Annotated in this window: 24 protein-coding genes; 9 read left to right on the top strand and 15 right to left on the bottom strand. The window is 70.9% G+C overall.

Annotated features, from left to right (window positions below):
- Window positions 1-24: 24 nt before the first annotated feature.
- Genes B0I28_RS12570 through B0I28_RS12590 form a run of 5 tightly spaced genes read left to right on the top strand, consistent with a single transcriptional unit; the run spans window position 25 to window position 4,995 of the window.
- Window positions 25-903: an ABC transporter permease gene (locus B0I28_RS12570; protein WP_106364375.1), complete on the top strand. Its 879-nt coding sequence runs from the start codon at window positions 25-27 to the stop codon at window positions 901-903.
- 4 nt (window positions 904-907) lie between these two features.
- Window positions 908-1,957, top strand: coding sequence for an ABC transporter ATP-binding protein (locus B0I28_RS12575; protein ID WP_106364170.1), 1,050 nt, complete (start codon window positions 908-910; stop codon window positions 1,955-1,957).
- Window positions 1,950-3,038: an ABC transporter ATP-binding protein gene (locus tag B0I28_RS12580; RefSeq protein WP_106364171.1), complete on the top strand. Its 1,089-nt coding sequence runs from the start codon at window positions 1,950-1,952 to the stop codon at window positions 3,036-3,038. Before B0I28_RS12575 ends, B0I28_RS12580 begins: the two co-directional genes overlap by 8 nt.
- Window positions 3,026-3,214, top strand: coding sequence for a hypothetical protein (locus B0I28_RS12585; protein ID WP_106364172.1), 189 nt, complete (start codon window positions 3,026-3,028; stop codon window positions 3,212-3,214). Before B0I28_RS12580 ends, B0I28_RS12585 begins: the two co-directional genes overlap by 13 nt.
- On the top strand, window positions 3,211-4,995 hold the full coding sequence (locus tag B0I28_RS12590) for an ABC transporter substrate-binding protein (RefSeq protein ID WP_106364173.1): 1,785 nt from the start codon (window positions 3,211-3,213) through the stop codon (window positions 4,993-4,995). Before B0I28_RS12585 ends, B0I28_RS12590 begins: the two co-directional genes overlap by 4 nt.
- A 237-nt stretch (window positions 4,996-5,232) precedes the next feature.
- Here the strand turns inward: B0I28_RS12590 and pknB are convergent, their stop codons facing one another.
- The 7 genes from pknB to B0I28_RS12625 form a co-directional block, all read right to left on the bottom strand.
- Window positions 5,233-7,137: a Stk1 family PASTA domain-containing Ser/Thr kinase gene (pknB, locus tag B0I28_RS12595; RefSeq protein ID WP_106364174.1), complete on the bottom strand. Its 1,905-nt coding sequence runs from the start codon at window positions 7,135-7,137 to the stop codon at window positions 5,233-5,235.
- 70 nt (window positions 7,138-7,207) lie between these two features.
- Entirely contained in the window at window positions 7,208-8,491 is a 1,284-nt protein-coding gene (locus B0I28_RS12600; protein WP_146148072.1) for a serine/threonine-protein kinase, read from the bottom strand.
- A 192-nt stretch (window positions 8,492-8,683) separates the two neighbouring features.
- On the bottom strand, window positions 8,684-10,162 hold the full coding sequence (locus tag B0I28_RS12605) for a penicillin-binding transpeptidase domain-containing protein (RefSeq protein ID WP_106364176.1): 1,479 nt from the start codon (window positions 10,160-10,162) through the stop codon (window positions 8,684-8,686).
- Window positions 10,159-12,081 (bottom strand): FtsW/RodA/SpoVE family cell cycle protein, encoded by a 1,923-nt coding sequence (locus tag B0I28_RS28280; protein WP_106364177.1) that lies wholly within the window; start codon window positions 12,079-12,081, stop codon window positions 10,159-10,161. Before B0I28_RS28280 ends, B0I28_RS12605 begins: the two co-directional genes overlap by 4 nt.
- Window positions 12,082-12,159: 78 nt before the next feature.
- Window positions 12,160-13,440, bottom strand: a complete 1,281-nt coding sequence (locus tag B0I28_RS12615) for a PP2C family protein-serine/threonine phosphatase (RefSeq protein ID WP_106364178.1) — start codon at window positions 13,438-13,440, stop codon at window positions 12,160-12,162.
- Between the two features lie 70 nt (window positions 13,441-13,510).
- Complete coding sequence (locus B0I28_RS12620) at window positions 13,511-13,993, bottom strand: FHA domain-containing protein FhaB/FipA (RefSeq protein ID WP_106364179.1); 483 nt, start codon at window positions 13,991-13,993, stop codon at window positions 13,511-13,513.
- 187 nt (window positions 13,994-14,180) lie between these two features.
- The gene (locus B0I28_RS12625) at window positions 14,181-14,915 is read right to left on the bottom strand and encodes an FhaA domain-containing protein (RefSeq protein ID WP_106364180.1); all 735 of its coding nucleotides are present in this window, start codon (window positions 14,913-14,915) and stop codon (window positions 14,181-14,183) included.
- Window positions 14,916-15,132: 217 nt separating this feature from the next.
- Here B0I28_RS12625 and B0I28_RS12630 point away from each other — a divergent pair, with 217 nt between their 5' ends.
- The gene (locus tag B0I28_RS12630) at window positions 15,133-15,474 is read left to right on the top strand and encodes a helix-turn-helix domain-containing protein (protein ID WP_219926732.1); all 342 of its coding nucleotides are present in this window, start codon (window positions 15,133-15,135) and stop codon (window positions 15,472-15,474) included.
- Between the two features lie 42 nt (window positions 15,475-15,516).
- Here the strand turns inward: B0I28_RS12630 and B0I28_RS12635 are convergent, their stop codons facing one another.
- Both B0I28_RS12635 and B0I28_RS12640 read right to left on the bottom strand, forming a co-directional pair.
- Window positions 15,517-16,572 carry a histidinol-phosphate transaminase gene (locus tag B0I28_RS12635; RefSeq protein ID WP_106364182.1) on the bottom strand — a complete coding sequence of 352 codons (1,056 nt, stop codon included), beginning with the start codon at window positions 16,570-16,572 and terminating at the stop codon, window positions 15,517-15,519.
- Entirely contained in the window at window positions 16,569-17,438 is an 870-nt protein-coding gene (locus tag B0I28_RS12640) for an RDD family protein (RefSeq protein ID WP_106364183.1), read from the bottom strand. The genes B0I28_RS12635 and B0I28_RS12640 overlap by 4 nt, the downstream gene beginning before the upstream one ends.
- Before the next feature lie 506 nt (window positions 17,439-17,944).
- On the opposite strand from B0I28_RS12640, the gene B0I28_RS27255 reads away from it, so the two are divergent.
- Complete coding sequence (locus tag B0I28_RS27255; protein WP_106364184.1) at window positions 17,945-18,571, top strand: DUF4190 domain-containing protein; 627 nt, start codon at window positions 17,945-17,947, stop codon at window positions 18,569-18,571.
- A 59-nt stretch (window positions 18,572-18,630) separates the two neighbouring features.
- Here B0I28_RS27255 and B0I28_RS12650 read toward each other — a convergent pair whose 3' ends face one another.
- Entirely contained in the window at window positions 18,631-19,749 is a 1,119-nt protein-coding gene (locus B0I28_RS12650) for an amidohydrolase family protein (RefSeq protein ID WP_106364376.1), read from the bottom strand.
- A 188-nt stretch (window positions 19,750-19,937) separates the two neighbouring features.
- Between B0I28_RS12650 and B0I28_RS12655 the strand changes: the two genes are divergently transcribed.
- Window positions 19,938-20,723, top strand: coding sequence for a DeoR/GlpR family DNA-binding transcription regulator (locus B0I28_RS12655; protein WP_106364185.1), 786 nt, complete (start codon window positions 19,938-19,940; stop codon window positions 20,721-20,723).
- Here B0I28_RS12655 and B0I28_RS12660 read toward each other — a convergent pair whose 3' ends face one another.
- The 3 genes from B0I28_RS12660 to B0I28_RS12670 are packed head-to-tail and all read right to left on the bottom strand — an operon-like array spanning window position 20,724 to window position 21,718.
- Window positions 20,724-21,053: a nucleoside triphosphate pyrophosphohydrolase family protein gene (locus B0I28_RS12660; RefSeq protein WP_106364186.1), complete on the bottom strand. Its 330-nt coding sequence runs from the start codon at window positions 21,051-21,053 to the stop codon at window positions 20,724-20,726.
- Between the two features lie 42 nt (window positions 21,054-21,095).
- Window positions 21,096-21,386: a hypothetical protein gene (locus B0I28_RS12665; protein ID WP_106364187.1), complete on the bottom strand. Its 291-nt coding sequence runs from the start codon at window positions 21,384-21,386 to the stop codon at window positions 21,096-21,098.
- Window positions 21,383-21,718 carry a hypothetical protein gene (locus B0I28_RS12670; protein WP_106364188.1) on the bottom strand — a complete coding sequence of 112 codons (336 nt, stop codon included), beginning with the start codon at window positions 21,716-21,718 and terminating at the stop codon, window positions 21,383-21,385. Before B0I28_RS12670 ends, B0I28_RS12665 begins: the two co-directional genes overlap by 4 nt.
- A gap of 346 nt (window positions 21,719-22,064) precedes the next feature.
- Here B0I28_RS12670 and B0I28_RS12675 point away from each other — a divergent pair, with 346 nt between their 5' ends.
- Complete coding sequence (locus B0I28_RS12675; protein ID WP_181245770.1) at window positions 22,065-22,805, top strand: GntR family transcriptional regulator; 741 nt, start codon at window positions 22,065-22,067, stop codon at window positions 22,803-22,805.
- 69 nt (window positions 22,806-22,874) lie between these two features.
- Here B0I28_RS12675 and B0I28_RS12680 read toward each other — a convergent pair whose 3' ends face one another.
- Entirely contained in the window at window positions 22,875-24,185 is a 1,311-nt protein-coding gene (locus B0I28_RS12680) for a hypothetical protein (protein WP_106364190.1), read from the bottom strand.
- A gap of 36 nt (window positions 24,186-24,221) precedes the next feature.
- Window positions 24,222-25,496, bottom strand: coding sequence for a hypothetical protein (locus B0I28_RS12685; protein ID WP_106364191.1), 1,275 nt, complete (start codon window positions 25,494-25,496; stop codon window positions 24,222-24,224).
- Window positions 25,497-25,536 lie beyond the last annotated feature (40 nt).

Below are 25,536 nucleotides of genomic sequence, written 5' to 3' on the forward strand. Positions count from 1 at the left end.
CTCGACCCCGCTCTGAACGCCGCAATCACCAAGCCCCGCAAGCACTTCCGGGAGTCGTTCCTCGGGCGCCTGTGGACCGGGCTCACCCGCTCCCCCGCCGGGTTCGCCGGGACCGTCCTCGTGCTCGCGATCGTGCTGTTCTCCTTCGTCGGGCCGCTCGTGATCGACCAGCACAACCCCACCGACACGACCCAGATCTGGACCTCGCCGTCCGCCGAGCACTGGCTCGGCACGCAGTACGAGGGCAAGGACACCTTCACGATCCTGGTGAACTCCGGCGCCCAGCCGATTTGGGTCGGGACGCTCGCGGCGCTCATGGCGACGTTCGTCGCCGTCACCCTCGGGTCGGTCGCCGGGTACTTCCGCGGCCGCATCGACGCGGTGCTCCTCCAGCTCACCGACGTCACCGTCACGATCCCGCAGTTCCTCCTCATGCTCGCGGTCGTCGCGTTCTTCGAGGACATCCCGCCGTGGGGCATCTCGATCGTCGTCGGCTCCACCATGTGGGCGTTCCTGTTCCGGTCCATCCGCGCGCAGGTCATGTCCCTCAAGGAGCGCGAGTTCGTCGAGGCCGCAAGGCTCCAGAACCTCGGGGCCTCCCGGATCGTCTTCCGCGAGATCCTCCCGAACATGGCCGGGTTCATCTTCGTCAACTTCGTGATCTCGGTGAACCAGGCGATCTACGCGATCGTCGGCCTCTACGTCCTCGGCCTCATGCCCTCCGGCACGCCGAACTGGGGCCTGATGATCCACCAGTCCTGGAGCCAGAACTTCTACCTCAACCCGGTCGCCCTGCCCTTCGTCGTCACCCCGCTCATCATGATCGTGCTCTTCACGATCGGGCTCGTGACGATGGGCCGCGGCCTGGACCAGGCCCTCAACCCGCGCCTCCGGGAAAGGTGAGACCATGACCGACCCGATCCTCAGCGTCCGCGACCTCGCGATCGCGTACCGGACCGGCCGCAAGGAGTCCGTGACCGCCGTCAGCGGCGTCGACCTCGACCTGTACGAGGGCCAGTCCCTCGCGCTCGTCGGCGAGTCCGGCTGCGGCAAGACCACCCTCGGCCTGGGCCTGCTGCGGCTCCTCCCCGGCCTCGGCGAGATCACCTCCGGCTCCCTCACCTACCGGCGCAAGGACGGCACCCGCGCCGACCTCCTCAAGATGAAGAAGGAGCAGCTGCGCCGCTTCCGCTGGGGCGAGGCCGCGATGGTCTTCCAGGGCGCCATGAACGCCTTCAACCCGGTCATCAAGATCGGCGACCACTTCGCCGACACCCTCCGCGACCACGCCGAGAACGGCAAGCGCTGGACGAAGGCCGCCGTCGAGGCCCGCGCCGGGGAGCTGCTGGAGACCGTGCGCCTCGACCCCGACCGGGTCCTCCAGTCCTACCCGCACGAGCTGTCCGGCGGCATGAAGCAGCGCGCCCTCATCGCGCTCGCCATCGCCCTCGACCCGCAGGTCCTCGTCCTCGACGAGCCGACCACCGCGCTCGACCTGCTCACGCAGCGCTCGATCGTGCAGCAGCTCCACGAGCTGCGCAAGAAGTTCGGGTTCACGATGGTGTTCATCACCCACGACCTCGGCCTCGCCGCCGAGCTCGCCGACCGCGTCGCCACCATGTACGCCGGCCGCATCATCGAGACCGGCTCGGCCCGCGACATCTTCTACACGCCGAAGCACCCGTACACCGCGGGGCTCATCAACGCCGTCATGCCCGTCAAGGGCGAGCGCCCGGCCCTGGAGTCCATCCCCGGCTACCCGCCGAGCCTCAAGGCCATGCCCGACGGCTGCGCGTTCAACCCGCGCTGCGCCTTCGCCACCGAGGAGTGCAAGCGCGAGCGCGTCCCGCTCGAACTCCTCGCCGAGCGGCCGCTCGCCATGGGCCACTCCGTCGCGTGTGTCCACCACGACCAGGTCCGCCTCCAGCGCAAGCAGAAGGAGAACGCCAATGTCTGATGCTCCCCTGCTGAGGCTCCGCGCGCTGGAGCAGGTCTTCGACACCAAGAAGGGCCCCGTCGCCGCCGTCGGCGGCGTCGACCTCGAAGTGAAGGCCGGGAAGGTCCTGTGCCTGGTCGGCGAGTCCGGCTGCGGCAAGACCACGACCGCCCGCGCGGCCGCCGGGATCACCCGGCCCACCGCCGGGGCCGTCGAGTTCCGCGGGAAGTCCCTCACCGACATGACCCCCGGCGAGAAGACCGCCTACCGCCGCGCCGTCCAGTACATCCACCAGGACCCGTACGCGGCGCTCAACCCCACGCGCACCGTCGCCTCGACCCTCACCGCCGGGCTCAAGCGCCACGGCCTGGTGAAGAACCGCACCGAGGCCCGCGCGAAGGCCGCCGAGCTGCTCACGCTCGTCGACCTGACGCCGCCCGAGTCCTACCTCGACTCCTACCCGCACCAGCTCTCCGGCGGCCAGCGCCAGCGCGTCAACGTCGCGCGGTCGCTCGCCATGAACCCCGAGCTGCTCATCTGCGACGAGTCGACCTCGATGCTGGACGTCTCGATCCGCGTGAGCCTCCTGAACACCCTCGGGCGGCTCCGCGACGACCTCGACGTGGGCTTCCTGTTCATCACCCACGACCTCGCCGTCGCGAAGTACTTCGCGTGGGACGGGGAGATCGCGGTGATGTACCTGGGGAAGGTCGTCGAGCACGGCCCGACCCCGGAGGTCATCGGGAACCCGCAGCACCCGTACACGAAGGCGCTCATCGGCGCCGTGTGCGAGCCGGACCCCGACCTCGCCAGGGCCAACCGCTCCTCCGAGCAGCTCCGCTCCGCGGAGATCCCGTCCCTCACCGACCTCCCCGCCGGGTGCGCCTTCCACCCCCGGTGCCCCGCTTTCGAACCGGGCGTGTGCGACAGCACCGAGCCCGCGCTCGAAGGCACGGGCGCGGCCGGCGGCCGCCGCCGGGTCGCGTGCCACATCGTGGCACGGGACCAGCGGCGGGAAAGCGTCCAACATGCGCAGAGCCGCGACGACCGGACGCTCGTCCTCGATCCAAACAAGTCACCGGGAGCGGCATGGTCGGCCTGATCGCCCGCGCGGGGCTGGCGTTCGGGGTCCTGCTGACCCTGGCCGCCCTGCTCCTCCTGCTCCTCACCCCAAGCGGAACCGCGGAGTCCTCCGTCAGCGCGCTGACCGTCGGACTCGGTCTGTTCCTCATCCTCATCACTTCTATCGCCCTCTACATTGAAAGGAACCGGCGATGACCTCTCAGCGATTCGAGCTCAGCCGACGCAACCTCATGCAGGCGGTCGGCCTCGGCGCGGGCGCCGTTGCGACCACTTCCGTGCTCGGCGCCTGCCAGGCCGACAGCGGCGACGGCGGCGACGGCGCGAGCGGCAAGTTCGTGTACGTGTACCCCTTCGACGTCTCGGTCGAGCACTACAACGCGGCCCTGAACACCGGCGTGCTGCTGACCGCCGCCCCCGTGGCGGAGCTGTTCATCCCGCGCTGCGCGATCCTGAACTGGGACACGCTGGAGTGGACCCCGCAGCTCGCCGAGTCGGTGACCCTGGACGCCACCACTTTGACGATCAAGCTGCGCTCGGGGATCAAGTGGACCGACGGCAACGCCGTGACCGCGAAGGACGTCGTCGGGACCATCTACCTCCAGAAGCTGAACGCCGCGCAGGGCACCATCGGCTGGGACCAGCTCGTGTCGGCCACCGCCGACGACGACACCACCGTCACGGTGACGTACTCGGAGGCGTTCACCGGCGTCGAGCACGGCGCGCTCAAGGCGCAGGTGCTGCCGTACGCGCGCTACGGCGAGTGGATGGACGAGGCGCAGGGCCTGGTCGAGGCCGGCGAGGTCCAGGGCGGGCCGGGCCAGGTCGCGCTGGCCGAGAAGATCGCGGCCGAGGACTTCCTCGACGAGGACTTCATCTCCTGCGGCGCCTACAAGTTCGACCAGATCGGCGAGACCGTCATCACGCTCACGGTCCACGAGGACGGCCTCTTCGCCGACCAGGTGAAGTTCTCCACGATCGAGGTCCAGAAGGGCGACAACGCCGCTTCGGTGCAGTTCCTGCTGTCGTCCGCGGTGGACTACTCGACGCAGGTGCTCGGCGCGACCGACCGCTCCACGATCGCGGGCGTCGAGGGCCTCAAGGAGATCTCGACCCCCGGCTACGACGGCATCGGCCTGATGCTCAACGAGGGCCGGTTCCCCGAGTTCGCGGACGCCAAGGTGCGCAAGGCGCTCATGTACGTGTTCGACACCGAGGTCATCGGCGAGATCGCGAAGGGCGCGGGCGGCTACTACATCCCCTCGACCTACTCGGGCCTTCCGGACCCGCACGCCGAGGGCCTGTTCGACGACGTCGAGCTGGAGTACTACACGACCGACCACGCCAAGGCCGAGACCCTGCTGACCGAGGCGGGCTGGGCGAAGGAGTCCGACGGCTGGCACAAGCCGGACGGGTCGCTCGCCGAGTACACCATCATCGGCGTCGAGGGCTGGACCGACTTCTCGCTCACCGGCGAGCAGGCGGCGTCGCAGCTGACCGAGTTCGGCCTGGCCGTGTCCTACGAGAACGTGCCCGCGGACAACCCGTGGGGCATCTGGGGCGCGGGCGACTTCGACATCGCGGTGCGCCAGTGGGCGAACCCGTTCGTGCCCTACGTCTACGGCTCGTGGCAGATGACCTGGTTCACGGACAACTCGCAGACCGCGGACCAGCCGGGCATGGGCCTGAACACCGCGGAGGTCGCGACGACCTCCCTGGGCACGGTCAACGTGGACGACCTGTACCTGGCGTCGCAGAAGGGCACCGAGGAGGAGCAGGCCGAGGCGAACAAGACGCTCGGCATCGTCTTCAACGAGACCCTGCCGCGCCTGCCGCTGTTCCTGAACCAGCGCGTCTCGTACGCCATCGAGGGCGAGCGGGTGAAGAAGATCGACGCGGGCGACTACGCCCTCAACGACATCTACTTCGACAACCCGATCATGGTCCGCATCCTCGAAGGCGGCATCGAGCCCGTCTAGGGCCCTGTCCAGGAGATAAGACCGGCCCCCGGGGACGCTGCTCGTCCCGGGGGCAGGACTCGGCGGCGGGGTCCCACCGGACCCCGCCGCGGGCCGCGCAGCACCGAGGCGGGTTCAGCGCGGCGTACGAGGGAAGCGAAGGGCCCCGGTCGAACAGGCCGGGGCCCTTCCGTCTCGTCCTCCCACGAAACCACGAGGGGCCCGGTGCGTTCGCACCGGGCCCCTCAGTGTTCTGGTCTAGCCGTCGCCTTCGTTGCAGGTCGGGTCGAGTGGCGGGCACTCTCCCTCGCTGGTCGTGGTGTCGTCGCCGCCTCCGCCGCCGTCGTCCGCGGCCGGGACGATGGTGATCGCGGAGCCGGGGGCGACGGCGGTGCCGCTGGTGAGCTGGCCGTCCTCGCCGGAGACCGACTCGATGGTCTCCAGGGTGGCGTCGCCCTCGATGGTCGCGGAGAGCCCGAGGCCGTTGAGCGTGTCCATGAGCGCCTGAGGCGTCGTGGTGGCGTCCCAGGTGACCACCACGCCCTGGGCGGTGATGGTGATGGTCTTGCCGCTGGACTCGGTGGAGCCGCTGCTCGGGTCCTGCTGGTAGACGACGCCGACGGTCGTGCCGCCGGTGCCGTACTCGACCGCGTAGTCGAAGCCCGCGTTCTGGAGCGTCTCGATGGCGGTGTCGACGACCATGCCGCGCACGTCCGGAACGGTGGCCTGGCCGCCGGCCGAGACGGTGAGCGTCACAGTGGTGCCCGGCGGGACCGCATCACCGGCCGCGGGGTCCTGGCTGAGGACTTCGCCCGCGGGGGCGGTGTCCTCGATCTCGGTCTTCTCGACCACGAGGTTGTCGCCTTCGAGCTCGGCCTTCGCGTCCTCGAACTGGTCGCCGACGACGTTGGCGACCTCCACGTCCGCGGGCGCCTGGAGGACCGTGATGGTGACCGTGGTGCCCTGGTCGACCTCGTCGTTGGGGGACGGCGACTGGTCGGTCACCTTGCCGATGGCCGTGTCGTTCGGGTCCGTCGCCGTGTCGTACTCGACCTTCACTTCGAGCTCTTCGGCGGTGATCGCGTCCGAGGCCTCCTGCTCGGACAGGCCTATCACCTCCGGCACGGTCGCCATGGCCGCCTGGTTCATCGCCTGCATGATCCCCCAGGCCGCGGCGGTGACCGCGACGAGCGCGAGGACCACGCCGAGGGCGATGAGCCACGGGCGGCGCTTGCTCTTGGAGGTGGGGAGCTGGCGGATCGGGGCGGTCGCGTCGGGGTCGATGATCGCGGTGCGGTCGGCGGCGGCCATCACGGCGGGGGCCATGACCTCCTGGCCGCGGGCGGCGCGGATGAGGTCCTCGCGCATCTCGCCCGCGGAGTGGTACCGGTTCTCGGGGTTCTTCGCGAGGGCCTTCATGATCACGGCGTCGACGGACGCCGGGATCGCGGGGTTGAGCTCCGAGGGCGGGCGGGCCTCCTCGCGCACGTGCTGGTAGGCCACGGACACGGGGTTGTCGCCGGTGAACGGCGGGTGACCCACGAGGAGTTCGTAGAGGACGCAGCCGACCGCGTACACGTCGGAGCGGGCGTCGACGGTCTCGCCGCGCGCCTGCTCGGGCGAGAGGTACTGGGCGGTGCCGATGACGGCGCTGGTCTGCGTCATGGTGGCCTGGCCGGACGCGAGCGCCCGCGCGATGCCGAAGTCCATGACCTTGACCTGGCTGGTCTCGGAGAGCATCACGTTGCCGGGCTTGACGTCCCGGTGGATGATGTGGTGCTTGTGGGAGAAGTCCAGGGCCGAGCACATGTCGGCGACGACCTCGCAGGCCGCGGCCGGGTCGAAGCGGCCCTCCGCGAGGAGGACCTCCTTCAGGGTGCGGCCGTTGACGAACTCCATCACCATGTAGGGGATGCCGGCCTCTTCGCCGGTGTCGAAGACCGCGACGATGTTGGGGTGGTTCAGGGACGCGGAGTTCTGGGCTTCGCGGCGGAACCGGATGAGGAACGACTCGTCGCGCGACAGGTCGGCCCGGAGCAGCTTCACCGCCACGTCGCGGCCGAGTCGCAGGTCGCGGCCACGGTGGACTTCAGCCATCCCCCCGTAGCCGATGACCTCGCCGATCTCGTATCTGCCGCCGAGCAGGCGGGGCTCTGTCGTCATCGCGTTTTACGTCCTCGTGTTCCGTTCATCGCGGATTGATTCTAGTGGCAGCGAGAGGCCCGGAAGCCCGCTATCGGTCGTTGCAGTTGGCCCCGGGGAGGCAGTCGCCGAGGCCGCCGCCCTTGGTGGTCGTCTCGTCGTCGGGGGTGGTCTCGTCGTCGGGGCTCTGGTCCGACTCGTCGTCGGACTGCTCCGCGTCGGAGGAGGTGCTGGTCGACGGGTCCTCGCCGCCGCCGGGGTCCTTCTGGTCGTTCATGGACAGCACCAGCCACACCATACCGCCCACCAGGACCAGGGCCACCAGGCCCACGATCACGCCGAGCAGCGTCTTGTTCGGTCCGGGATTGGACGCCCCGGAGGGCTGCGGGGCTCCCAGGTTGATCCCCGGAGGGGTCGTCGGGGGGCCGGGCGGCGGGAACTGGGGGGCGGACTCGGCGACGCCCGCGGGCGGGCCGGCCATGGCGACCACGCCGGCGCGCCGGGGCAGCTGGCCGACGGGAGGCATGACGGAGGTCGCCGGAGGCGCGTCGACCGCGACGCGCGCGGACGCGGCCATCTCGTCGCCGGTGGCGAACCGCCGGTGCGGGTCCTTGGACATGGAGCGCTCGACGAACGCGCGCACGCCCGGCGGGATGTCCTGCGGGAGCGGCGGCGCGGGGGTGCGCACGTGGTGCAGCGCCAGCTCGATCGGGTTCTCGGCCTGGAAGGGCCGGTGCCCGGTGAGGCCGTGGAAGGCGACCACGCCGAGCGAGTACATGTCGGAGGCGGGCAGGACGCCGGTGCCTTCGGCCTGCTCGGGCGCGATGTAGGAGGCGGTGCCCATGACCGCGCCGGTCTGGGTGAGGTCCCCGGAGGCGCCGGAGCGGGCGATCCCGAAGTCGGTGAGGACGGCGCGCCCGTCGCGGTCGCGCACCAGGATGTTCCCGGGCTTGATGTCGCGGTGGATGACGCCGTGGACGTGGGCGTGGTGGAGGGCTTCGGCGGTGGCCGCGATGATCGGCATGAGCTCGCGGGCGTCGATGCGGCCGCGCTCGGCGATGAGGTCGGCGAGGGACTTGCCCTCGACGAACTCCATGACGAGGTAGGCGGTGGTCTCGCCGCTGGGCAGGTCGGCGTTGCCGAAGTCGTGGACGTTGACGATGTGGGGGTGGGTGAGCGCCGCGACGGTCTTCGCCTCGGCGGTGAAGCGCTGGGTGAAGCCCGGCTCGCTGAGCAGGGACGGCAGCATGGCCTTCACGGCCACGGTGCGTTCGAGGACGGTGTCCTCGGCCCGCCAGACCTCGCCCATGCCGCCCACGGCAATGCGTTCGCGCAGGCGATAGCGCTGCCCGAGGAGCATTTCGGGGCTCAACACGGCGTCTCCTCATTTCTGTGGAACGGAATCGACTCCGGGGGGATCGACGCTTCAGTCTACTGGCAGGTCGCCCGGTACCTGGGCGCTCGTTATCCGGTCGCCGTCGAACCGTCTCCGAGAATCCACGTCCGGGCGGCCCGCGGGGTTGCCGTTTCCGGGGATCTTGAGGAAACTGTGTCCTTCTCGTATTCCCTACTCTCCGTTGCCTTCCAGTACTTGCTCCATCAGGTTTCCGGAGATCTCGGCGGCCTTCGCGGAGGCGCCGCTGCCGTAGGAGTCGAGGAACACGCAGACGGCCACCGCGGGCTCGCCGTCCTTGTCCATCGCCCAGCCGTGGAACCAGCCGTGGTCGGGCAGGGTGTTCTCGCTCGACGCGGACTGCTCGGCGGTGCCGGTCTTCCCGCCGACGGTGTAGCCGTCGATCGCCGCGCTGGAGCCGGTGCCGTTGTCGACCACGCCCTCCATGATCTTCTGGAGCTCCTCGGCGGTGTCGCCGTCGATGGCGCGCCCGGCCGAGTCCTCGGGGCCGTTCTGGACGGTCTCGCCCTTGGAGTCGGTGAGGGCCGCGATGATCTGCGGCTCCATGCGCTCGCCGCCGTTGGCGATCGTGGCGGCGATGATCGCGTTCTGGAGGACCGTCTCCTTCACGTCCTGCTGGCCGATGCACGCCTGGGCGCGGAACGCGTCCTCGGAGAGGTCGCCGGTCTCCGACGCGACCGAGGTCAGCGGCGTCTGGAACGCCTCGCCGAACCCGAAGTTCGCGGCCATGTCGGCGATCTGGTCGGAGGAGAGCTCCTCGACGCACAGCCGCGCGAACGTGGTGTTGCACGACTTCGCGAACGCCTCCGCGAGCGTGTACTCCTGGTTCGGGCACTGGTCGGAGGAGTTGGTGATGGTGTGGTCGGTGTTCGGGGCCGTGTACTCGTTGCCGGCGGGGACCATCGTGTCGGCGTCGGCGCCCATGTCCTCGATGAGGGCCGCGGCCACGATCGTCTTGAACGTCGACCCGGGCGGGTAGAAGTTCGAGCGGGTGCGGTCGAGCGCCGGGTTGTCCCCGCCTTCGCCCTCCTCGGCGATGAGGTCGGCCCAGGCCGCGGTGGCGGTGTCGCCGTCGTTGGAGGACACGTCGGTGGGGTTCCAGCCGGGGTAGGACGCCTGCGCGAGGATCTGCCCGGTCTGCGGGTCGATCACGACGGCGCCGCCCTTGACGCCGGAGTCGGCGAGCGCGTCGTACGCGGCCTGCTGGAGCGCCGGGTCGATCGTGGTGACGACGTTCCCGCCGGGCTTCTGGTCCTTCTTCACGGTGGCCCAGAAGTCGTCGAAGGCGAGGAGCGAGCTGGAGCCGTTGAGGATCGAGTTCTCGGCCTCTTCGAGGTTCGTGGCGCCGTAGATGAACGACTTGTAGCCGGTGATGTTCGCGAACGCGTCGCCCTCGGGGTACTGGCGCTCGTAGACGTAGAAGTCGCCGTCGGTCTCGACCGACTGGGCGATGACGGTGTCGCCCGCGAGGATCTGGCCGCGCGGCACCGAGTACTCGGAGACGAGCGCGCGGGCGTCGAGCTGGCCCTGGTAGTCGTCGTGGTGGAAGAAGCCCACCCAGGTGACCTGGGCGATGAGGGCGCCCAGCAGGATGAGCGCGAGGACGCCGGTGCGGCGCAGGGCCGGGTTCATCGGCCGCCCTCCTTGTTCTCGGTTCGCGGGTCGAACGCCGAAGGCGGCGGCGGGGGCGGGGTCTGGGGGGCGGGGCGCGTCGGGGGCCGCTGCGGGTCGCTCCCGGGCGGGCCGTAGGCGGAGCCGGGCGGCGGGGGCGGGGTCTGCGGCCGGTACGGCTGCGTGCCGGGCCCCTGCGGCGAGCCTGGGCCCGCGGGCGGCGAGTACGGGGCCGTCGGGCTGCCGGGGCCGGGCGGCGGCGAGTACGGCCCGGTCGCTCCCGGCGGCGAGGACGGGCCCTGGCGGGTCGGGGAGACGACGTCCTCCTCCACGGTGCCGCCGGGTCCGGGCCCGCCGGAGCCGGGGAGGTGCCCGGGGATGATGAGCTCGGTGGGCTGGTCGCCGCCGGGGATCGGGCCGGAGTCCATGACGCCCGCGGCGGCCGCCTTCTCGGCCTCCTCGGCGGCGCGCTTGGCGGCCTGCTCGGCGAGGAACTCCGGCGGGGCCTCGGTCTTCATGAGGCCGTAGGACGCCTGCCAGGGCTTGCGCGCGTCGTCGGAGACGCGCAGCAGCAGGCCCACGAGCAGCCAGGAGCCGACGAGCGAGGAGCCGCCCGCGGCGAGGAACGTGGTGGTCTGGCCGGTCATGGGGATGAGCCCGGTGACGCCGCCGAACACGACGAACAGCTGGAACGCCACCAGGAACGCCAGGCCCCCGGCGAGGAGCTTCCCGAACAGGTCCCGCGACATGATGCCGGTCTTGAAGCCGCGCTCCACGAGCACCGCGTACAGCAGGAGGATCGCGACGAGCCCGATGAGGCCGACCTCCTCGCCGATCGCGGCGAGGATGAAGTCCGACTCGGAGGCGGGGATGCGGTTCGGGTTGCCCGAGCCGGGCCCGTTCCCGAGGAGCCCGCCCGAGTTGAGGGCGACCAGGCCCTGCACGAGCTGGTACGAGGAGGTGACCGGGTCGTCGACGTACTTCCACGGGTCGAGCCAGATGGCAACGCGCACTTGGAGGTGCGAGAAGAACGGGTAGATCGCGATGCAGCCGCCGATGAACATGGTGAGGCCGATGAGGATCCACGACGCGCGCCGCGTCGCCATGTACAGCATCGAGAGGAAGATCGCGAACAGCAGCAGCGAGGTGCCGAGGTCGCGTTCGAAGATGAGCATGAGGAGGCTCGCGGCCCACACGATCACGATGGGGCCCAGGTCCTTCATGCGCGGCAGCTGGAGGCCGAGGATCTTCTTCCCCGCCACCGACAGCATGTCGCGCTTGCGCACCAGGTACACCGCGAAGAAGATCAGCAGCATCAGCTTCGCGAACTCGCTGGGCTGCACCGAGAACGACCCGAAGCGGATCCAGTTCTTCGAGCCGCCCGACTCCGAGATGGACGCGGGCAGGAAGCCCGGCAGCGCCGCGAGCGCGATGCCCGCGAACAGGAGGATGTACGCGTAGCCGCGGAGCATCCGGTGGTTGCGGACCACCGCGAGCAGCACGGTCATGAGCACGACCGCGGCCATGTAGTACATGAGCTGGCGCCCGCCCTGGCCGCCGAACACGCCCGCGTCCTGCGGGAGCGCGTTGTCGGTGATCGCGGTGCGGTCGATGCGGCGGATGTAGACGATGCCGATGCCGGTGAGGAACGCGGCGACCGGCACGAACAGCGGGTCGGCGTAGGGGGCGAGGAACTTCACGGCCGTCCACGCGCACATGGACACCGCGAAGATGAGCAGCGGCAGCGTGAACGTGACCGAGGTGGTCTCCCCGACGTTGAGCGCCAGGTCGATCGTGAGCTGGAAGCAGAAGATCCCGATGCCGCCCATGAGGAGCATGACGATCTCGCGGCCGATGCGCTTGGGCATTCCCGACAGCGGCGTCAGCGGCGTCTCCGACGGCGCCACCGGCCGGGCGGTGGCCGACATGGGCTGGGCCATCGGTTCCCCTAGCGTCTCGAAGTGATCAGGGCGCCCCCGCGCCGGTCCGTCTGCGCTGTGAGCGTACAACGGTGGCGCTCAGTCGTCGCGGCAGTCCTTCGAAGCGGTCGGCACCGCCTCAGTGTCCGAAACGGAGCACAGCGGGTCGAGGTTCGCATTGGACGCGGACGGGTCGGTCAGCTCGGCGAGCTCCTCCTCCGCGGCGGCCTGGTCGCCGACGCGGATGCCGTCCTCCAGGTCCGCCTCGACCGCGTCGGTCGCCTCGGAGGCGGGCCGCTCGGACTCGATGTCCAGCCAGGCCGCGCGCAGCCCGGCGACCTCAAAAGGGAGGCCCCGGTAGACGCTTATGTTGCCCGCGTCCGAGACCCCGATGAAGTACTGCGTGCGCGCCCACCACGCGCCCGCGCCGGCCGCGAGGACCAGCACGATCAGGCAGGACAGGACCGTCCGCCACACCCGGCCGCGCTTCTTCGCCTTCTTCCCGTCCTCGGACGGCTCGGCGCCGTCGGCGCGCAGGTTGACGGTCTCGTCGCCGCCCGCGTCGCCGTCGTCCTTGACGGCCCGCAGCACCGCGGTGTCGGACTCGGCGAGGCGCTGGTCGGCGGCCGCGCCGCCGATGATCTGGCGCTGCTCGCCCGGGTCCTCCTCGACGACGTCGGCGATGAGCACCGTGACGTTGTCGGGGGCGCCCGCGTCGAGGGCCTGCTGCACGAGCGTCTCGGCGGCCTCCTGCGGCGTGGCCGCGCTCTGGAGGGTCCGCGCGATGTCCGCGTCCGAGACGGGCCCGGAGAGGCCGTCCGAGCACAGCAGCAGCCGGTCCCCGGCGACGCCCTTGATGGTCTGGAACGCGGGCTCGACCTCGGAGGCGCCCAGCGCGCGCAGCAGCAGCGAGCGCTGCGGGTGCCGCTCGGCCTCCTCGGCGGTGATGCGGCCTTCGTCGACGAGCATCTGCACGTACGTGTCGTCGACGGTGACCTGCTCGAACCCGCCCTCGCGGAGCCGGTACGCCCGCGAGTCGCCGATGTGCACCAGGTTGAACCACTCGCCGTCGAACCACAGGGCCGTGAGCGTGGTGCCCATGCCCTCCTTCTGCGGGTCGTCGGCGACGCAGCGGCGGATCGCGCGGTTGGCGTCCGCGACGGCGTCCGCGAGCTCGTCGACCACCGAGTCCGGCGGCGGAGGGACGTCCAGCCGGGCCACGGTGTTGATGACGATCGCGGAGGCGAGGTCACCGGCGGCCATGCCGCCCATGCCGTCGGCCACCGCGATGAAGTGGGACCCGGCGAACACCGAGTCCTGGTTGCCTTGCCTCACCACACCGCGGTCGGAGACGGCCGCGTATCGCAGGTGCAAACTCATGTATCAACCGCCGTAGCGCGGGGCACGCCCGCTGATCGATGCCGACATCGCCGCGTCATTCGCTCGGGTCTCAGGGGCGCAGCTCGAAGGAGGAGCGCCCGATCCGGATGGGCACCCCGAGCGGGACCGGCGTGGGTGCAGTGACTCTAGCGCGGCCGAGGTAGGTGCCGTTCGTGGAGCCCATGTCCTCGACCACCCACTGGCCGTCCAGGGGCCGCACGCGCGCGTGCCGGTTCGACGCGAAGTCGTCCCGGATGACGATCGTCGAGTCGGCCGCCCGCCCGATCGAGATCGGCTGCCCCGACAGCACGAACCGGCGGCCCTGGAGCTCCCCGGTCGTCACCACCAGCCACTGGGCGGCCTGCGCCTGCTGCGGGGCCGCGCCGCGCCCCGGGGCCGGCGGCGCCGACACCGGGCCCGCGCCCGGCCCGGCCGCGGCCGGGCGGCGCTGGGCGAGGAGGTCCCGCGTGATCGTCCGGGCCGCCGCGAACACGAACAGCCACAGCAGCACCAGGAAACCGAACCGGGCGACGGTCTGGACTATCTCAGGCATTCGGTGCTCCCAGCGGATGAACGAACGGTCTCAGACACGGTAGCCCACCGGCGCGCGCCCCAGCAGGCGAGCCGCCGAAGGCGCCCGGTCATCCCACCGCTACCTATATGGGCCCGTGGGCTTCTCGATATCCGGAAACGACGGCGCCCCGATCCATGCGGATCGGGGCGGGCCGTTCGTGCGCGGACTACCCCGCCTGGAGGGTGAGGGAGGTCGTCCCGATCTGGATGACGTCGCCGGGCTGCATGGAGACGGTGGCGATCCGCTGGCCGTTCACCAGGGTGCCGTTCGTCGAGCCGAGGTCGGTGACCGACACCTGGCGGCCGTCGAAGTCCACCCGGACATGGCGCCGCGAGATCCCCACGTCGGGGAGGCGGATCTGCGCCTGCTCGCCGCGGCCGATCACCGTGGCGCCGTGGGCGACCGTGAACTGGCGGCCGTCGGCGGTCACCAGCACCGGGCCCGTCGGGGCCTGCGGGTGCGCGGGGCCGTAGCCGCCGCCCGACACCGGCTGGTCGACGCCCTCGTTCAGCGCCGCGACCTCGGCGGTCACGCGGAACATGCCCGTGTCCAGGCCCTCGCCGCGCTCGATCTCGACGATCACGTCGCCGTAGACGGTCCAGCCGTTCTCGCCGATGAACTCGGCCTGCGACTGGGCGAGCTCCTGCGCCAGCGCGGCCGCGTACGGCGCGAGCCGGTCGTGGTCCGGCGGCGAGAGGTCGATGACGTATCGGTTCGGCACCAGCACGCGGCCACCGGCGAGGACCGCCTTGTGGGTCTCCGCCTCGCGCTGCATGGCGCTGGCGATCTCGACCGGGTGCACAACGCCCTTGAACATCTTGTTGAAGGTGCCCTCGAACAGGCCCTCCAGTTGTTTTTCCAAGCGTTGCAGAACGCTCACCGGTTCTCCCCTCCTCGTCATGTCCTCGTCATGGCGTTGCGAGGACGCACTACGCGTCGACTTCCGATGGTATCGGCTGCCTTCACGCGACGGCGAGGGGTTGAGACGCAACCGCCTCGCGAGTCGCTTTCATATCGTCTGATCGGGTGAGGCCCGTGTCGGCCGGTAGTACCGAATGTCGGGAAGGTCAGGCAGGGGTCGGTGGCGGCGGCGGGACGAGGCGCGTATGGTGACGCGGGTGACAGATCGCGACTTCAGCTCATTCGTCCGGGACGTGCGCAAACGCGCCCACGTCTCGTTCCGCGAGCTCTCCGACTCCGCCGGGGTCTCGAACCCCTACCTCCAGGGCGAGCGCGGCGTCCGCCGCCCCTCCGGCGCGGTCCTCCGCCAGCTCGCGCTGGCGCTGCGCATGACCACCCCGATCATGTACCTCCGCGCCTCCGTCGGCAGCGGCGAGGACGGCGGCTCCGCGACGCCCCTGGCGATCGCCACCGACCGCGAGCTCACCGCCCGCCAGAAGCAGACCCTCACCGAGATGTACGAGGCCTTCTGCGACCAGAACGAGCGCACCGCCAAGTAGGACCGGCTCCGGGCGCCGGTGGGGCGCCCGGATCAGCGCACGTCACTCTTTGACGAACGACCGCAGCGCCTCAAGGATCGCGTCGTTGTCCTCGGGCAGGCCGACGGTCACCCGCACCCCGTCGCCCGCGAAGGGCCGCACCAGGATGCCGCGCGCCTCGCAGTGCGCCGCGAACTCGACCGCGCGCTCCCCCAGCGGCAGCCAGAAGAAGTTCGCCTGCGTCTCCGGCACGTCGGGCACCAGTTCCCTTGCGGCCGTGACGACCCGCTTGCGCTCGGAGGTCACCAGCGCGACCCGGCGCCGCATCTCGTCCTCGGCCGCCAACGCCGCGAGCGCCGCCGCCTGGCCGGGTCCGTTGACCGCGAACGGGATCACGCACCGCCGCACCGCGTCCGCGACGTCGGGCCGCGCGATCATGTAGCCGATGCGCAGGCCCGCGAGGCCCCACGCCTTCGAGAACGTGCGGAACACGACCGCGTTCGGCCGGTCCCCGTACCGCTCGATGCCGTCCGGCAGCGACGGGTCGGTCACGAACTCCCGGTACGCCTCGTCGAGCACGACGAGCACCGATTCCGGCACCGCCGCGAAGACCCGGTCGATCTCCTCGGCGCTCAGCGCCGGCCCGGTCGGGTTGTTCGGGGTGCACAGGATGACCGCCCGCGTGTTCGGCCCGACGGCCGCGATCATCGCGTCCACGTCGTGCCCGTGCTCGGCGGTGTTCGGCACCTGGACGGACTTCAGCCCCGCCACAGTCGCGGCGATGGGATACGCCTCGAAGGACCGCCACGAGTAGACGACCTCGCTCCCCGGGCTCGCGATCGACTGGAGGAGGTGGCCGATGAGGGCCACCGATCCGGTGCCGGTGGCGATCCGCTCGGCGTCGACGCCGAGGCGCTTCGACAGCTCGCCGCGCAGCAGCGTCACGCCCATGTCGGGGTAGCGGTGCACATCCGCGGCCGCGTCCGCGATCGCGTCGGCGACCCCGGGGAGCGGCCCGTACGGGACCTCGTTGCTGGAGAGCTTGAGCGCGTCGGGGAGCGCCTTGCCGGGGACGTAGCGGGGAATCGCCGCGAGGTCGTCGCGGATCGGTTCGGTCATGCTGCGGGCTCCTTTTGGGGTCCCGCCTCGACGACGGCCGTTCCCGGCGACTTGTCGTGGAGGCATTGACGGAAGGGTTGGTCTCGGATGCACCATATCCCGTCCATGATCCAGAGGATCGCGCCGAACGGGAAGCACAGCAGCGGCAGCGCCGCGTACGACCAGCGCAGCAGCAGCCGCCCCCAGCCGAGCCCGGCGGGCGCGAGCGAGACGACCTTGATGCCCATGAGGCGCTTGCCGAGGGTCTGCCCGGAGTTGAGGGTCGCGGGGACCTCGTACGCGAACCACAGGCCGAGCGAGATGAGCAGGACCACCCACCACTGGTCGGAGGCGCGGGCGGGCAGCTGCACGTCGTTGGGGTCGTCGGCGGCGGCCATCTCCAGCACGTACGGCCAGACGGTCTGCATGAACTGGTAGATGAAGTAGCCGTTGACGACCGCGTTCAGCGCGATGAGGGCGATCGTGTCGACGATGCGGGCGACGAACCGCTGCCCGGGGTGGGCGAGCACGCGGCCTTCGAGGATGCGGTCGACGTCGATCCGGGAGATCCAGCCGACGGTGACGCCGAGGGACCGGATGGGGATCGTCCCTGGCGGCTGGACCGCGCCGGGCGTCCGCTGGATCACCTTCGGCGGCGGGCCCGAGCCGAAGCGCGGGTCCGGCGGGAGCTCCTGGACGCCGCGCTCGCGGGGTCCATCGTGGATCGTCGGTGGGAGGGGCTCCGGCTCGGGGTCGACCGGTTCGGGTTCGGCGGGCGGCTCTGCGCCCGCGGGGATCGGCTTCCCGACCCAGGCGGAGCCGTCCCAGTAGCGCTGGGTGGACGGGTCGGCGGGGTCGGCGTACCAGCCGGGTTCGATCGTGGTCATCGTGGCCCATTCTTGCAGCCGCGGCTGAAGGTTCCCAGTCAGTTCGGACACAGGTCGCTGGGAAAGGGACACCGGAGAGGGGCGGGACCGCTTGGCGGGCAAACGACACGGCCCAGTCGGTCAATAGCCTCGACTGGGCCGCACGCAACTTTCAGCACTTCCGACCGAGTTACCAAGCGTGAAGTCTTTTATAGCGGCGTCCTGCTCCTAGGCGCTGGACCCGCTGTGCCTCCCGACGGCTCAGGTCGCACGTGGGTGCTCGGCGGCGGTGCACGAATCCTTCCGATCTCTGGAGACCGTGTCCCCGGGAAGTCCTTCCGGATCCGTAACTCATTTCTACTCGTCTACTGACGGGTAGTAAACCCCTAACCCCAAAAAATCCGAACGGAGTTCTCGAATCGACGAGGCCCCCGGCCGGTTCCCCTGATTCGGCACACGACGAGTGAGGTTTGCGTTACCTTGCGGGGCATCGGCGCCGCGCGCGCATCCGAGCCGAGGAGGGCACCATGACCACCTACCCGCCGGCCTCCGACCCGCCCGAACCCGAGCGGCCCAAGGACGACGGGGGGTACTGGAGCCCGAACGCCGAGGGCTCGCCCGGCCAGGAGCCGTTCACCGGCAACACCGACGGCGACCCGCGGCCGCCCTCCCCCGGCTCGGACCCGTCCGGCGTCCCGCCCGCTCCGGACCCGAACCTGCCGCCCGCCCCGCCGCCGCCCGGCCCCGCCGGGATCCCGCCCGCGCCGCCGCCGCCCGGTGCCGGGTACACGCCGTACTCCGGCGGCGGCTCGGTCCCGCCGCCGCCACCGCCTCCGCCCGCCTACAACGCGGAGGGCGCGATCGGCGGCCAGCCGCGCAACGGGCTCGGGAAGGCGGCGCTGGTCTGCGGGATCATCGCAGTCGTGCTGTCGTTCGTGCCGGGCGTCAACTGGTTCGTGTGGCCGCTGGGCGTGCTGGCGATCGTGTTCGGGGCGATCGGCTGGTCGCGGGCGAACAAGGGGCAGGCGACGAACAAGAAGTTCGCGATCGCGGGGCTCGTGCTCGGCATCGTCTCGTTCTTCACGTTCTGCCTGATCTGGATCGTGATCTTCGGCAGCGCCAGCACCTCGATGTACAACACGGCGCCGATGTAGTTGCAGCGCAGAGGAAAGGGCCGGGAGCGGATCGCTCCCGGCCCTTTCCTCTGTCTTCGTCAGACCTGGAGCCAGGCGCCGCGGCGCATGACCGACACCAGGTTCAGGTCGTCGTCGAGGACGACCGCGTCGGCGTACTTCCCGGTCTCGATCGCGCCGACCTCGCGCAGGCCCAGCAGCTCCGCGGGCGTCGCCGACGCCATCTGCGAGGCTGCCTCGACGGACTGCCCGCCCAGGCGGACCGCGTTGCGGAACGCGTCCAGGAGCGTGATCGTCGAGCCCGCGATGATGTCGGTCCCGGCGACGGTGGCCGTGCCGTCCTTGACCTCGACCTCGTGGCGGCCGAGCACGTAGTGGCCGTCGGCGAGCCCGGCGGCGTCCATCGCGTCGGACACCAGGAGCGTCCACGCCGGCAGCGACAGGTCGAACGCGAACCGCATCGCCCCCGGGTGCAGGTGCACGGGGTCGGCGATGACCTCTGAGAGGATCCGCTCGTCGTTCATGAGCGCTGGGATCGGGCCGGGGTCGCGGTGGTTGAACGCGCGCATGGCGTTGAACAGGTGCGTGGCGGCCTGCGCGCCCGCGTCGATCCCGGCGACGGTCTCCTCGTAGGAGGCGTCGGTGTGGCCGATCGCGGGGACGACGCCGAGGCCGTCGAGGAACTCGATGGCCTCCAGGGCCCCTTCGAGCTCGGGCGCGATCGTGACCATCTTGACGGCGCTGGCGCCGTCGTCGAGACGCGCGGCCTCGATGAGCTCGGTCAGCTCCGCGATGTCGGGGTCGCGCAGGACCTCCTTGGCGTGGGCGCCGCACTTGGAGGCGGAGATGTAGGGGCCCTCGTAGTGGACCCCGGCGAGGACGCCTTCGGCGACGAGCGGGGTCAGGGCCTTCGTGGCGTCCAGGAGGAACCCGTGGGTCTGCGAGACCAGGGACGCGACGAGGGTCGTGGTGCCGCGGGAGGCGTGGAACGCGGCCGCGGCGCGCGCGGAGTCGGCGTCGCCGTTCGCGAGCGAGTACCCGCCGCCGCCGTGGCAGTGGGCGTCGACGAAGCCGGGGAGGACCCAGCCCGTGGGCTCGCCGTCCCGCTCCAGGATCCCTTCGAAGCGGTCGCCTTCGACGACGAGGGTCCCGTTGACCACGCCGTCGGGGGTGACGATCCGGCCCACGGCCGGCAGCATGACGCCGTCCACCGGCGCTCCTTCCAATCGATCCGGCGTGTGTCGGCCCACCCCGGTGCGGCACAATGATCGTGAGCGCACGAGCACCGCATGAGCACGGCCCGAGCGCCCCAGAGCATACTTCGAACACTATCGTGCAGGCAGCGGCGGCCCGCCGCTGTCCCAGCCCAGTACTTCCAAGGAGCGACGTGGACCGCTACGCCCGGTGGAACACCCTGCTGGAGATCCTCGCAGAGACCGGACGCATCACCGTGGAGGAGGCGGCCGAGCGGCTCGGCGTCTCGCAGGCGACGATCCGGCGCGACTTCGACCAGCTCTCGCAGCAGCAGATGATCACCCGCACGCGCGGGGGCGCCGTCGCGGGCGGCATCTCCTACGACCTTCCGCTGCGCTACAAGACCGCCCGGCACGTGGAGGAGAAGCACCGCATCGGCACCGCCGCGGCGGGCCTGGTCAGCCCCGGCCAGGTCATCGCCCTCAACGGCGGCACCACGATCACCGAGGTCGCCCGGTCCCTCGCCATGCGCACCGACCTGGTCGCCACGCCCGGCTCGACCGGGCTGACGATCGTCACGAACGCGCTCAACATCGCCAACGAGCTCATCGTGCGTCCGCACCTCAAAGTGGTGGTCGTCGGCGGCGTCGTGCGGCCCCAGTCCTACGAGCTGATCGGCCCGCTCGCGGCCCCGATCCTGCGCGAGATCACCCTCGACATCGCGTTCCTCGGCGTCGACGCCATCGACATGAAGCTCGGCGCGACCAGCCACCACGAGGGCGAGGCCGCGATCAACGCCCTCATGGCCGCCCGCGCCCGCAAAGTCGTCGTCATCGCCGACGGCTCCAAGATCGGCGGCCACGCCTTCGCCCGCATCTGCCCCACCGACCGCGTCCACACCCTCGTCACCGACGGCAACGCCCCGCCCGAGCAGCTCCGCGGCTTCGAGGAGGCGGGCATCCGCGTCATCGTCGTCTGATCACCGGTCGTCCCCGCTCCCGCCGAGCACCCCGCGCCGCTGCCGGTCGGCGAGCTTCGCGATGTTGTGCTCGGCGACCTCCCCCAGCGACAGGCCGAAGTGGTCGGCGAGCACCGCGAGGTACCACAGCGTGTCCCCCAGCTCCTTCTTCAAGTCCTCCCGGTCCCACCGCGAGAAGTCGCTCCCCTCGTCCCGGATGACCTTCTTCGCCTTCTCCGCGATCTCCCCGGTCTCCCCCACCAGCCCGAGCAGCAGGTGGAACACCTCATTCGGCTTGTCCCTCGTCGCAGCCGTCCGCAGCGCCGCCTTCTGATACTCGTCCATGTCCATGCGAGCGATCGTAAGCGCCGCGCATATTCGAAGAGCACTTCGCTACAGCGGCCAGCCGCGGCGGGCGATGTCGCGGGCTTCAGCCTCGATGCCGGGACTCATGGGATCGCCGTTCCAGGCGCGCCGCCATGCGGTGTTGCAAGTCTGGGGCTCGGTGAAGACGGCGACGGGGCGCGGACCGAGGCCCGTGCCCTCATCGCAGCTGATCCCGTGCACGGCAGGGTCTTCAGTGTTCCGCTCCACGAGGAATCGGATGGTGTCGCCCATGCCGATGTCGCGAGTGAACTCGCCGAGCAGGTACCAGTCGTCATGCCGGTCGGGTCCGGGATTCATTGCGCCGCCTGGAATCTCATGGCGGGGACCGGATAGGGACTGGGCTTGCGGCGATGTGCGCCGCTGGGTCGGAATCGGCGCTTGAGGCGCAGATCCTCGGCGGTGATGTCGCCTGCCAGGAGAGCGGCTTCCTGTTGGGCCGCCGAGGCGGTGTTCAGGAAGTGGCGGGCGGCGGATTCGCGGGGGTGGCAGCCGTGCCTGCCCCAGCGTTCGCCGCACCAGTCGCAGCGGAGGCGGCCGAAGCCGAGCCAGGTCCGGTAGGGCTGATGCAGTTGCAAGTCGATCTTCGCCCAAGCGGGCACAGTGCTGCGCGATAGGCTGTCGAGCGCCATGAGAATCCGTTCTCGTGGAGTGCGCGGCCCGCCGGTCTAGGTTCCAAGCTTTCCCGGCGGGCCGCAGTCCGTGTGCGGCCCTATTGAGTTCGAGTTGCGCCCGCCCCGAGGCGTGAGCTTCGGGGCGGACGCCGATCACCGGCGGCATCCGCCTGCCCCCACCAAGACAGGCGGTCTGCGAGTCAGCGCCGCGAATCAGTGACCCTGAGTGAAGCTGGAACAAGTAAATCACAACCGATGGCATCAGTCAATCATTGATGCCATCGAAATGAAATGCTCTCGCCTGGAACCCATCAGCGCCCGACTGGGTAGGCTGAGGCGTCATCGGCGAGGAGGAGCAATCGACATGCAAGGCAAGCAGGGCTCTGCGGCGGCAACCGCCGCTGAAGCGCTGCGCCAGCGAATCCTCGATGGCACCTACTCGCCTGGTCAGCGCCTGCCGAGCGCCACTGCGATCGGCAATGAATTCGGTATCGACCGCGGCACTGCGGCCAGGGTGCTCGCGCAGCTGCGGCAGACCGGCTTCATCATCACCAAGCCTGGTTCGGGAAGCTTCGTGCGCACCTTCGAGCCGATCCGGCGCTCGTTCCCCTCCCGGTTGACCGCATGGCGCGAAGGCCAAGCCATCCAGGATGCCGACACCGGCAAACGGGCCCGGATGGTGGAAGTGGCCGTCGGCGAAGTGCTCGCGAGCGAAGCCGTCGCGGCGGAACTGGCGATCGACACCGATGCGCCGGTGCTGCGCCGCTCCCGCCGGTTCGCCGTCGATGAGCGGCTGGTGCAGCTGGCCGACTCGTTCTACCTGCTCGACCTGGTCCGCTCGACTCCGATCGTCTACACCGACACCGGTCCCGGCGGCGTCTACGCGCGTCTCGATGAGATCGGCCATGCCCCGGTCCGGTTCACCGAGCGGCTGCGGGCCAGGATGCCCATGCCGACCGAGACCGAAGCGCTCGAACTCCCCGGCGGCACACCCGTCATCGCCATCACCCGCATGGCCTACGACAGCGAGGACCGCTGCGTCGAAGTCACCGAGATGGTGCTCGACGCCAGTGCCTACGAACTCGAATACCACGCCGCCATCTGAACCCTCGGCCACAAACAAGCGGGTGGGTCCCGGGCGCTTCGCGCCCGGGACCCACCCGCTTATGGAGTCCTACCGGTCCGCGGTCGCGGGGTCCTGGAGGCTCGGGTCGAAGAGGCCGGTGCCGGGGTCGGTGGGGTCGGTGTTGGCGGGGAGTTCGGTGGTGGCGGCGGTGTCGTCGTCAGGGGTCGGCTCCTTGGGGCGTCCGAGGCGGTCGAGGCCGAAGGCGACGAAGAGGCCGAGGAGGAGCAGGCCCGCGTAGAGGGCGCCGGTCCAGCTCTGGAACAGCTCGGGGTCGGAGGCCGGGCCGGTGAGGCTGGACCACACGAGGAGGAGCGCCCACACCGCGATGGTGGCGAGGACGGTGCCGAAGACGGGGCCGCGGCGGCCCCACGGGCTCGTGCCCGCCAGGAGGACCGCGATCAGTGCGAACGGGGTCAGGTCGAGGCCCGACAGCATCCCGAGGGTGAACGGGGAGGTCGCGGTCCACTGGACCCCCTCCGGGCCGCCCGCGAAGGCCACCGGGAGAAACCCGGCGAGCGCGGCCAGGAGCAGCGCGAGCAGGTTCCCGCCGAGGAGCATGAACACCGACGCCGCGTCGCGGTCGCCCGTGCCGTCCGCGGCGCCCTTGACCTTGCTGAACCGGTCGCGCACCGCGGGCACCAGGCCGAGGAGGCCGCCCGCGACCGCGAGCGCGACCGCGCCGAGGAACACCCACAGGTCGCCGGGGTTGGTCCAGGTGCCGCCGTCGGTCGCGCCGATCAGCTCGGCGAGCTCGGTGAACGCCTGGAAGGACCCGGCGAGGACCACGAGCGAGGCGAGGCCCGCGAGCCACGGCGGGACGCGGAAGACCACGGTGAGCACCGTGAACACGATCGCGAGCGCGAGCGCGGCGCCCGCCAGGTAGCCGAGGCCCACCAGCGGGTTCTCGCCGATGAACAGCGACGGCAGCATGAGCGCGAGCATCGGCATCGCCGGGACGGCGAGGTTCACCGCGCCGAGGCGCAGCGTCAGGCCGAAGCCGGTCGCGACCAGCAGCAGCGAGGTGAGCGTCGCGAAATGGGTCCCGAGGGTGTCCATGGTCGCGTCGCCGCCGAAGATCTCGTCCTGCCGCTGGTAGACCAGGAACAGCGCGTTCAGGGTCAGCAGCAGGAGGATCGCCTCCCACACGAACTGGAAGACCGTGCGGTCGCGGGGCGCGGACGGCGCCTCGGCGTAGCCGACGGTGACCGCGGGGCGGCCCGCGAACGGGTCCACGGGCTGGGCGCTCTGGGCGTCGACGCCGTTGCCGACGGCCGGGAAGGCGGGCGCCGGCGTGGTGTCGAGGCGCTGCGTCTGGTCCAGGATGATGTCGTCGTCGCGGTCGGATGGTACGTACGTCATGTCGTCTGTCCTCTATGGGGGGATGGAGGGCGGTGGTCAGCGGCCGTAGCGGCGGTCGTTGTCGAAGCGGTTCCCGTAGCCGTCGCGCAGGTCGTCGAAGGCACCGGACGCGCCGAACGGGTCGGCGGGCTGCTTCGGGATGCCGCCGGTCGTGTTGGTGCGGATGCCGCCCGTGGACGTCGACCACGACTCGCCGCCGGACCCGAGGTCCGCCAGGTCGTCGTCGTAGCGCTCGTAGGAGCCGGTGTCCCGGGGGTCGTCCTCGCGCAGGTCGTCGACCGACCCCGCGCGGGACGTCGAGGCCGCCTCGTTCTCGTCGACCTGGTTCATGGCCTCCACGAGCCGCGTCACCAGGAACCCGGCCACGATGGCGCTCAACGCGATCCAGCTCGGGTCGAAGCCCCACCCGCGCGCCTCGGCCAGCCACATCAGGGCCAGCACCAGCAGCGCGGCGAACACCGTCCCGCACACGCCGCCGCGCCGTCCCACCAGGCTCGTCCCGCCCAGCAGCGCCGCGCCCAGCGCGAGCACCGTCAGCAGGATCGGGTCCGGCAGCCCGGCCGCGCCCGCGTCGGGGACCGACGTCCACGCGGCCACGACGCCGGCGGCACCCGCCAGCGACGAGGAGACGAGCAGGCCCAGGAACACCAGGCCGCCGCGGCCGTGCCGCTCGCCGACCGGCGTGTCGCGGATCGGCGCCAGCCGCGAGCGCACGCCCGCGAACGCGCCGACCAGGCCCAGGAACAGCGAGATGCCCGCCGCGCCCGCGAGCGCCGCGAGCACGCCCGTCGTCGGGAGCTCCGACAGCGAGAACGCGCCGGGGTCGCCTTGCGTCCCGGCCCACAGGCCGATCGCGCCGCCCACCGCGCCGGACGCGGCCCAGCCGGGCGCGCGCAGCCACGCCGTCAGCGTCGCCAGGACGATCCCGGTGAACGCGGCCGCGCCGAGGCCGAACGCCAGGGCCATCGCCGAACCGGAGCCGGAGGCGTCGACGAACAGCCACGCCGACAGCAGCGCGATCGGACCGACCGCGAGGTTCACGGCGCCGACGCGCAAGGACACGGACATGGCGCAGGCCAGCATGATCGCGGGCGCGAGCGCCGCGCCGAACGCCGACCAGCCGCCGTCGGCGAACGGCCCGGCGGTGGAGCGGGAGAGGGCGAACAGGACGCCGCCGCCGAGGAGCAGCAGGCCGATCTCCCAGACCACGTGGACCGCCATGCGGTCGGCGGAGGCCTCGCCTCCGCCCTCTGACACGGCGCTCATCTGCGTGGTGGAGTCGCGCTCTTGGGATGGGGAGTCGAATTTCATGGGGCGCACCTCTAAACGCGCGAAATATTGGGGATATGGG

Origin of the sequence: Glycomyces artemisiae (genome assembly GCF_003002955.1) — a bacterium.
Classification (GTDB): Bacteria; Actinomycetota; Actinomycetes; order Mycobacteriales; family Micromonosporaceae; genus Glycomyces; species Glycomyces artemisiae.

Bases quoted from the DNA above. Each gene is read 5' to 3' on its own strand.
- B0I28_RS12670 (WP_106364188.1), bottom strand. From the start codon at position 21,718: ATGGCGCTCGACAGCCTATCGCGCAGCACTGTGCCCGCTTGGGCGAAG.
- B0I28_RS12680 (WP_106364190.1), bottom strand. From the start codon at position 24,185: ATGACGTACGTACCATCCGACCGCGACGACGACATCATCCTGGACCAG.
- B0I28_RS12590 (WP_106364173.1), top strand. From the start codon at position 3,211: ATGACCTCTCAGCGATTCGAGCTCAGCCGACGCAACCTCATGCAGGCG.
- B0I28_RS12625 (WP_106364180.1), bottom strand. From the start codon at position 14,915: ATGACGAGGAGGGGAGAACCGGTGAGCGTTCTGCAACGCTTGGAAAAA.
- pknB (WP_106364174.1), bottom strand. From the start codon at position 7,137: ATGACGACAGAGCCCCGCCTGCTCGGCGGCAGATACGAGATCGGCGAG.
- B0I28_RS12585 (WP_106364172.1), top strand. From the start codon at position 3,026: ATGGTCGGCCTGATCGCCCGCGCGGGGCTGGCGTTCGGGGTCCTGCTG.
- B0I28_RS12580 (WP_106364171.1), top strand. From the start codon at position 1,950: ATGTCTGATGCTCCCCTGCTGAGGCTCCGCGCGCTGGAGCAGGTCTTC.
- B0I28_RS12620 (WP_106364179.1), bottom strand. From the start codon at position 13,993: ATGCCTGAGATAGTCCAGACCGTCGCCCGGTTCGGTTTCCTGGTGCTG.
- B0I28_RS12635 (WP_106364182.1), bottom strand. From the start codon at position 16,572: ATGACCGAACCGATCCGCGACGACCTCGCGGCGATTCCCCGCTACGTC.
- B0I28_RS12685 (WP_106364191.1), bottom strand. From the start codon at position 25,496: ATGAAATTCGACTCCCCATCCCAAGAGCGCGACTCCACCACGCAGATG.
- B0I28_RS12605 (WP_106364176.1), bottom strand. From the start codon at position 10,162: ATGAACCCGGCCCTGCGCCGCACCGGCGTCCTCGCGCTCATCCTGCTG.
- B0I28_RS12615 (WP_106364178.1), bottom strand. From the start codon at position 13,440: ATGAGTTTGCACCTGCGATACGCGGCCGTCTCCGACCGCGGTGTGGTG.
- B0I28_RS12675 (WP_181245770.1), top strand. From the start codon at position 22,065: ATGCAAGGCAAGCAGGGCTCTGCGGCGGCAACCGCCGCTGAAGCGCTG.
- B0I28_RS12640 (WP_106364183.1), bottom strand. From the start codon at position 17,438: ATGACCACGATCGAACCCGGCTGGTACGCCGACCCCGCCGACCCGTCC.
- B0I28_RS12660 (WP_106364186.1), bottom strand. From the start codon at position 21,053: ATGGACATGGACGAGTATCAGAAGGCGGCGCTGCGGACGGCTGCGACG.
- B0I28_RS27255 (WP_106364184.1), top strand. From the start codon at position 17,945: ATGACCACCTACCCGCCGGCCTCCGACCCGCCCGAACCCGAGCGGCCC.
- B0I28_RS12575 (WP_106364170.1), top strand. From the start codon at position 908: ATGACCGACCCGATCCTCAGCGTCCGCGACCTCGCGATCGCGTACCGG.
- B0I28_RS12650 (WP_106364376.1), bottom strand. From the start codon at position 19,749: ATGCTGCCGGCCGTGGGCCGGATCGTCACCCCCGACGGCGTGGTCAAC.
- B0I28_RS28280 (WP_106364177.1), bottom strand. From the start codon at position 12,081: ATGGCCCAGCCCATGTCGGCCACCGCCCGGCCGGTGGCGCCGTCGGAG.
- B0I28_RS12665 (WP_106364187.1), bottom strand. From the start codon at position 21,386: ATGAATCCCGGACCCGACCGGCATGACGACTGGTACCTGCTCGGCGAG.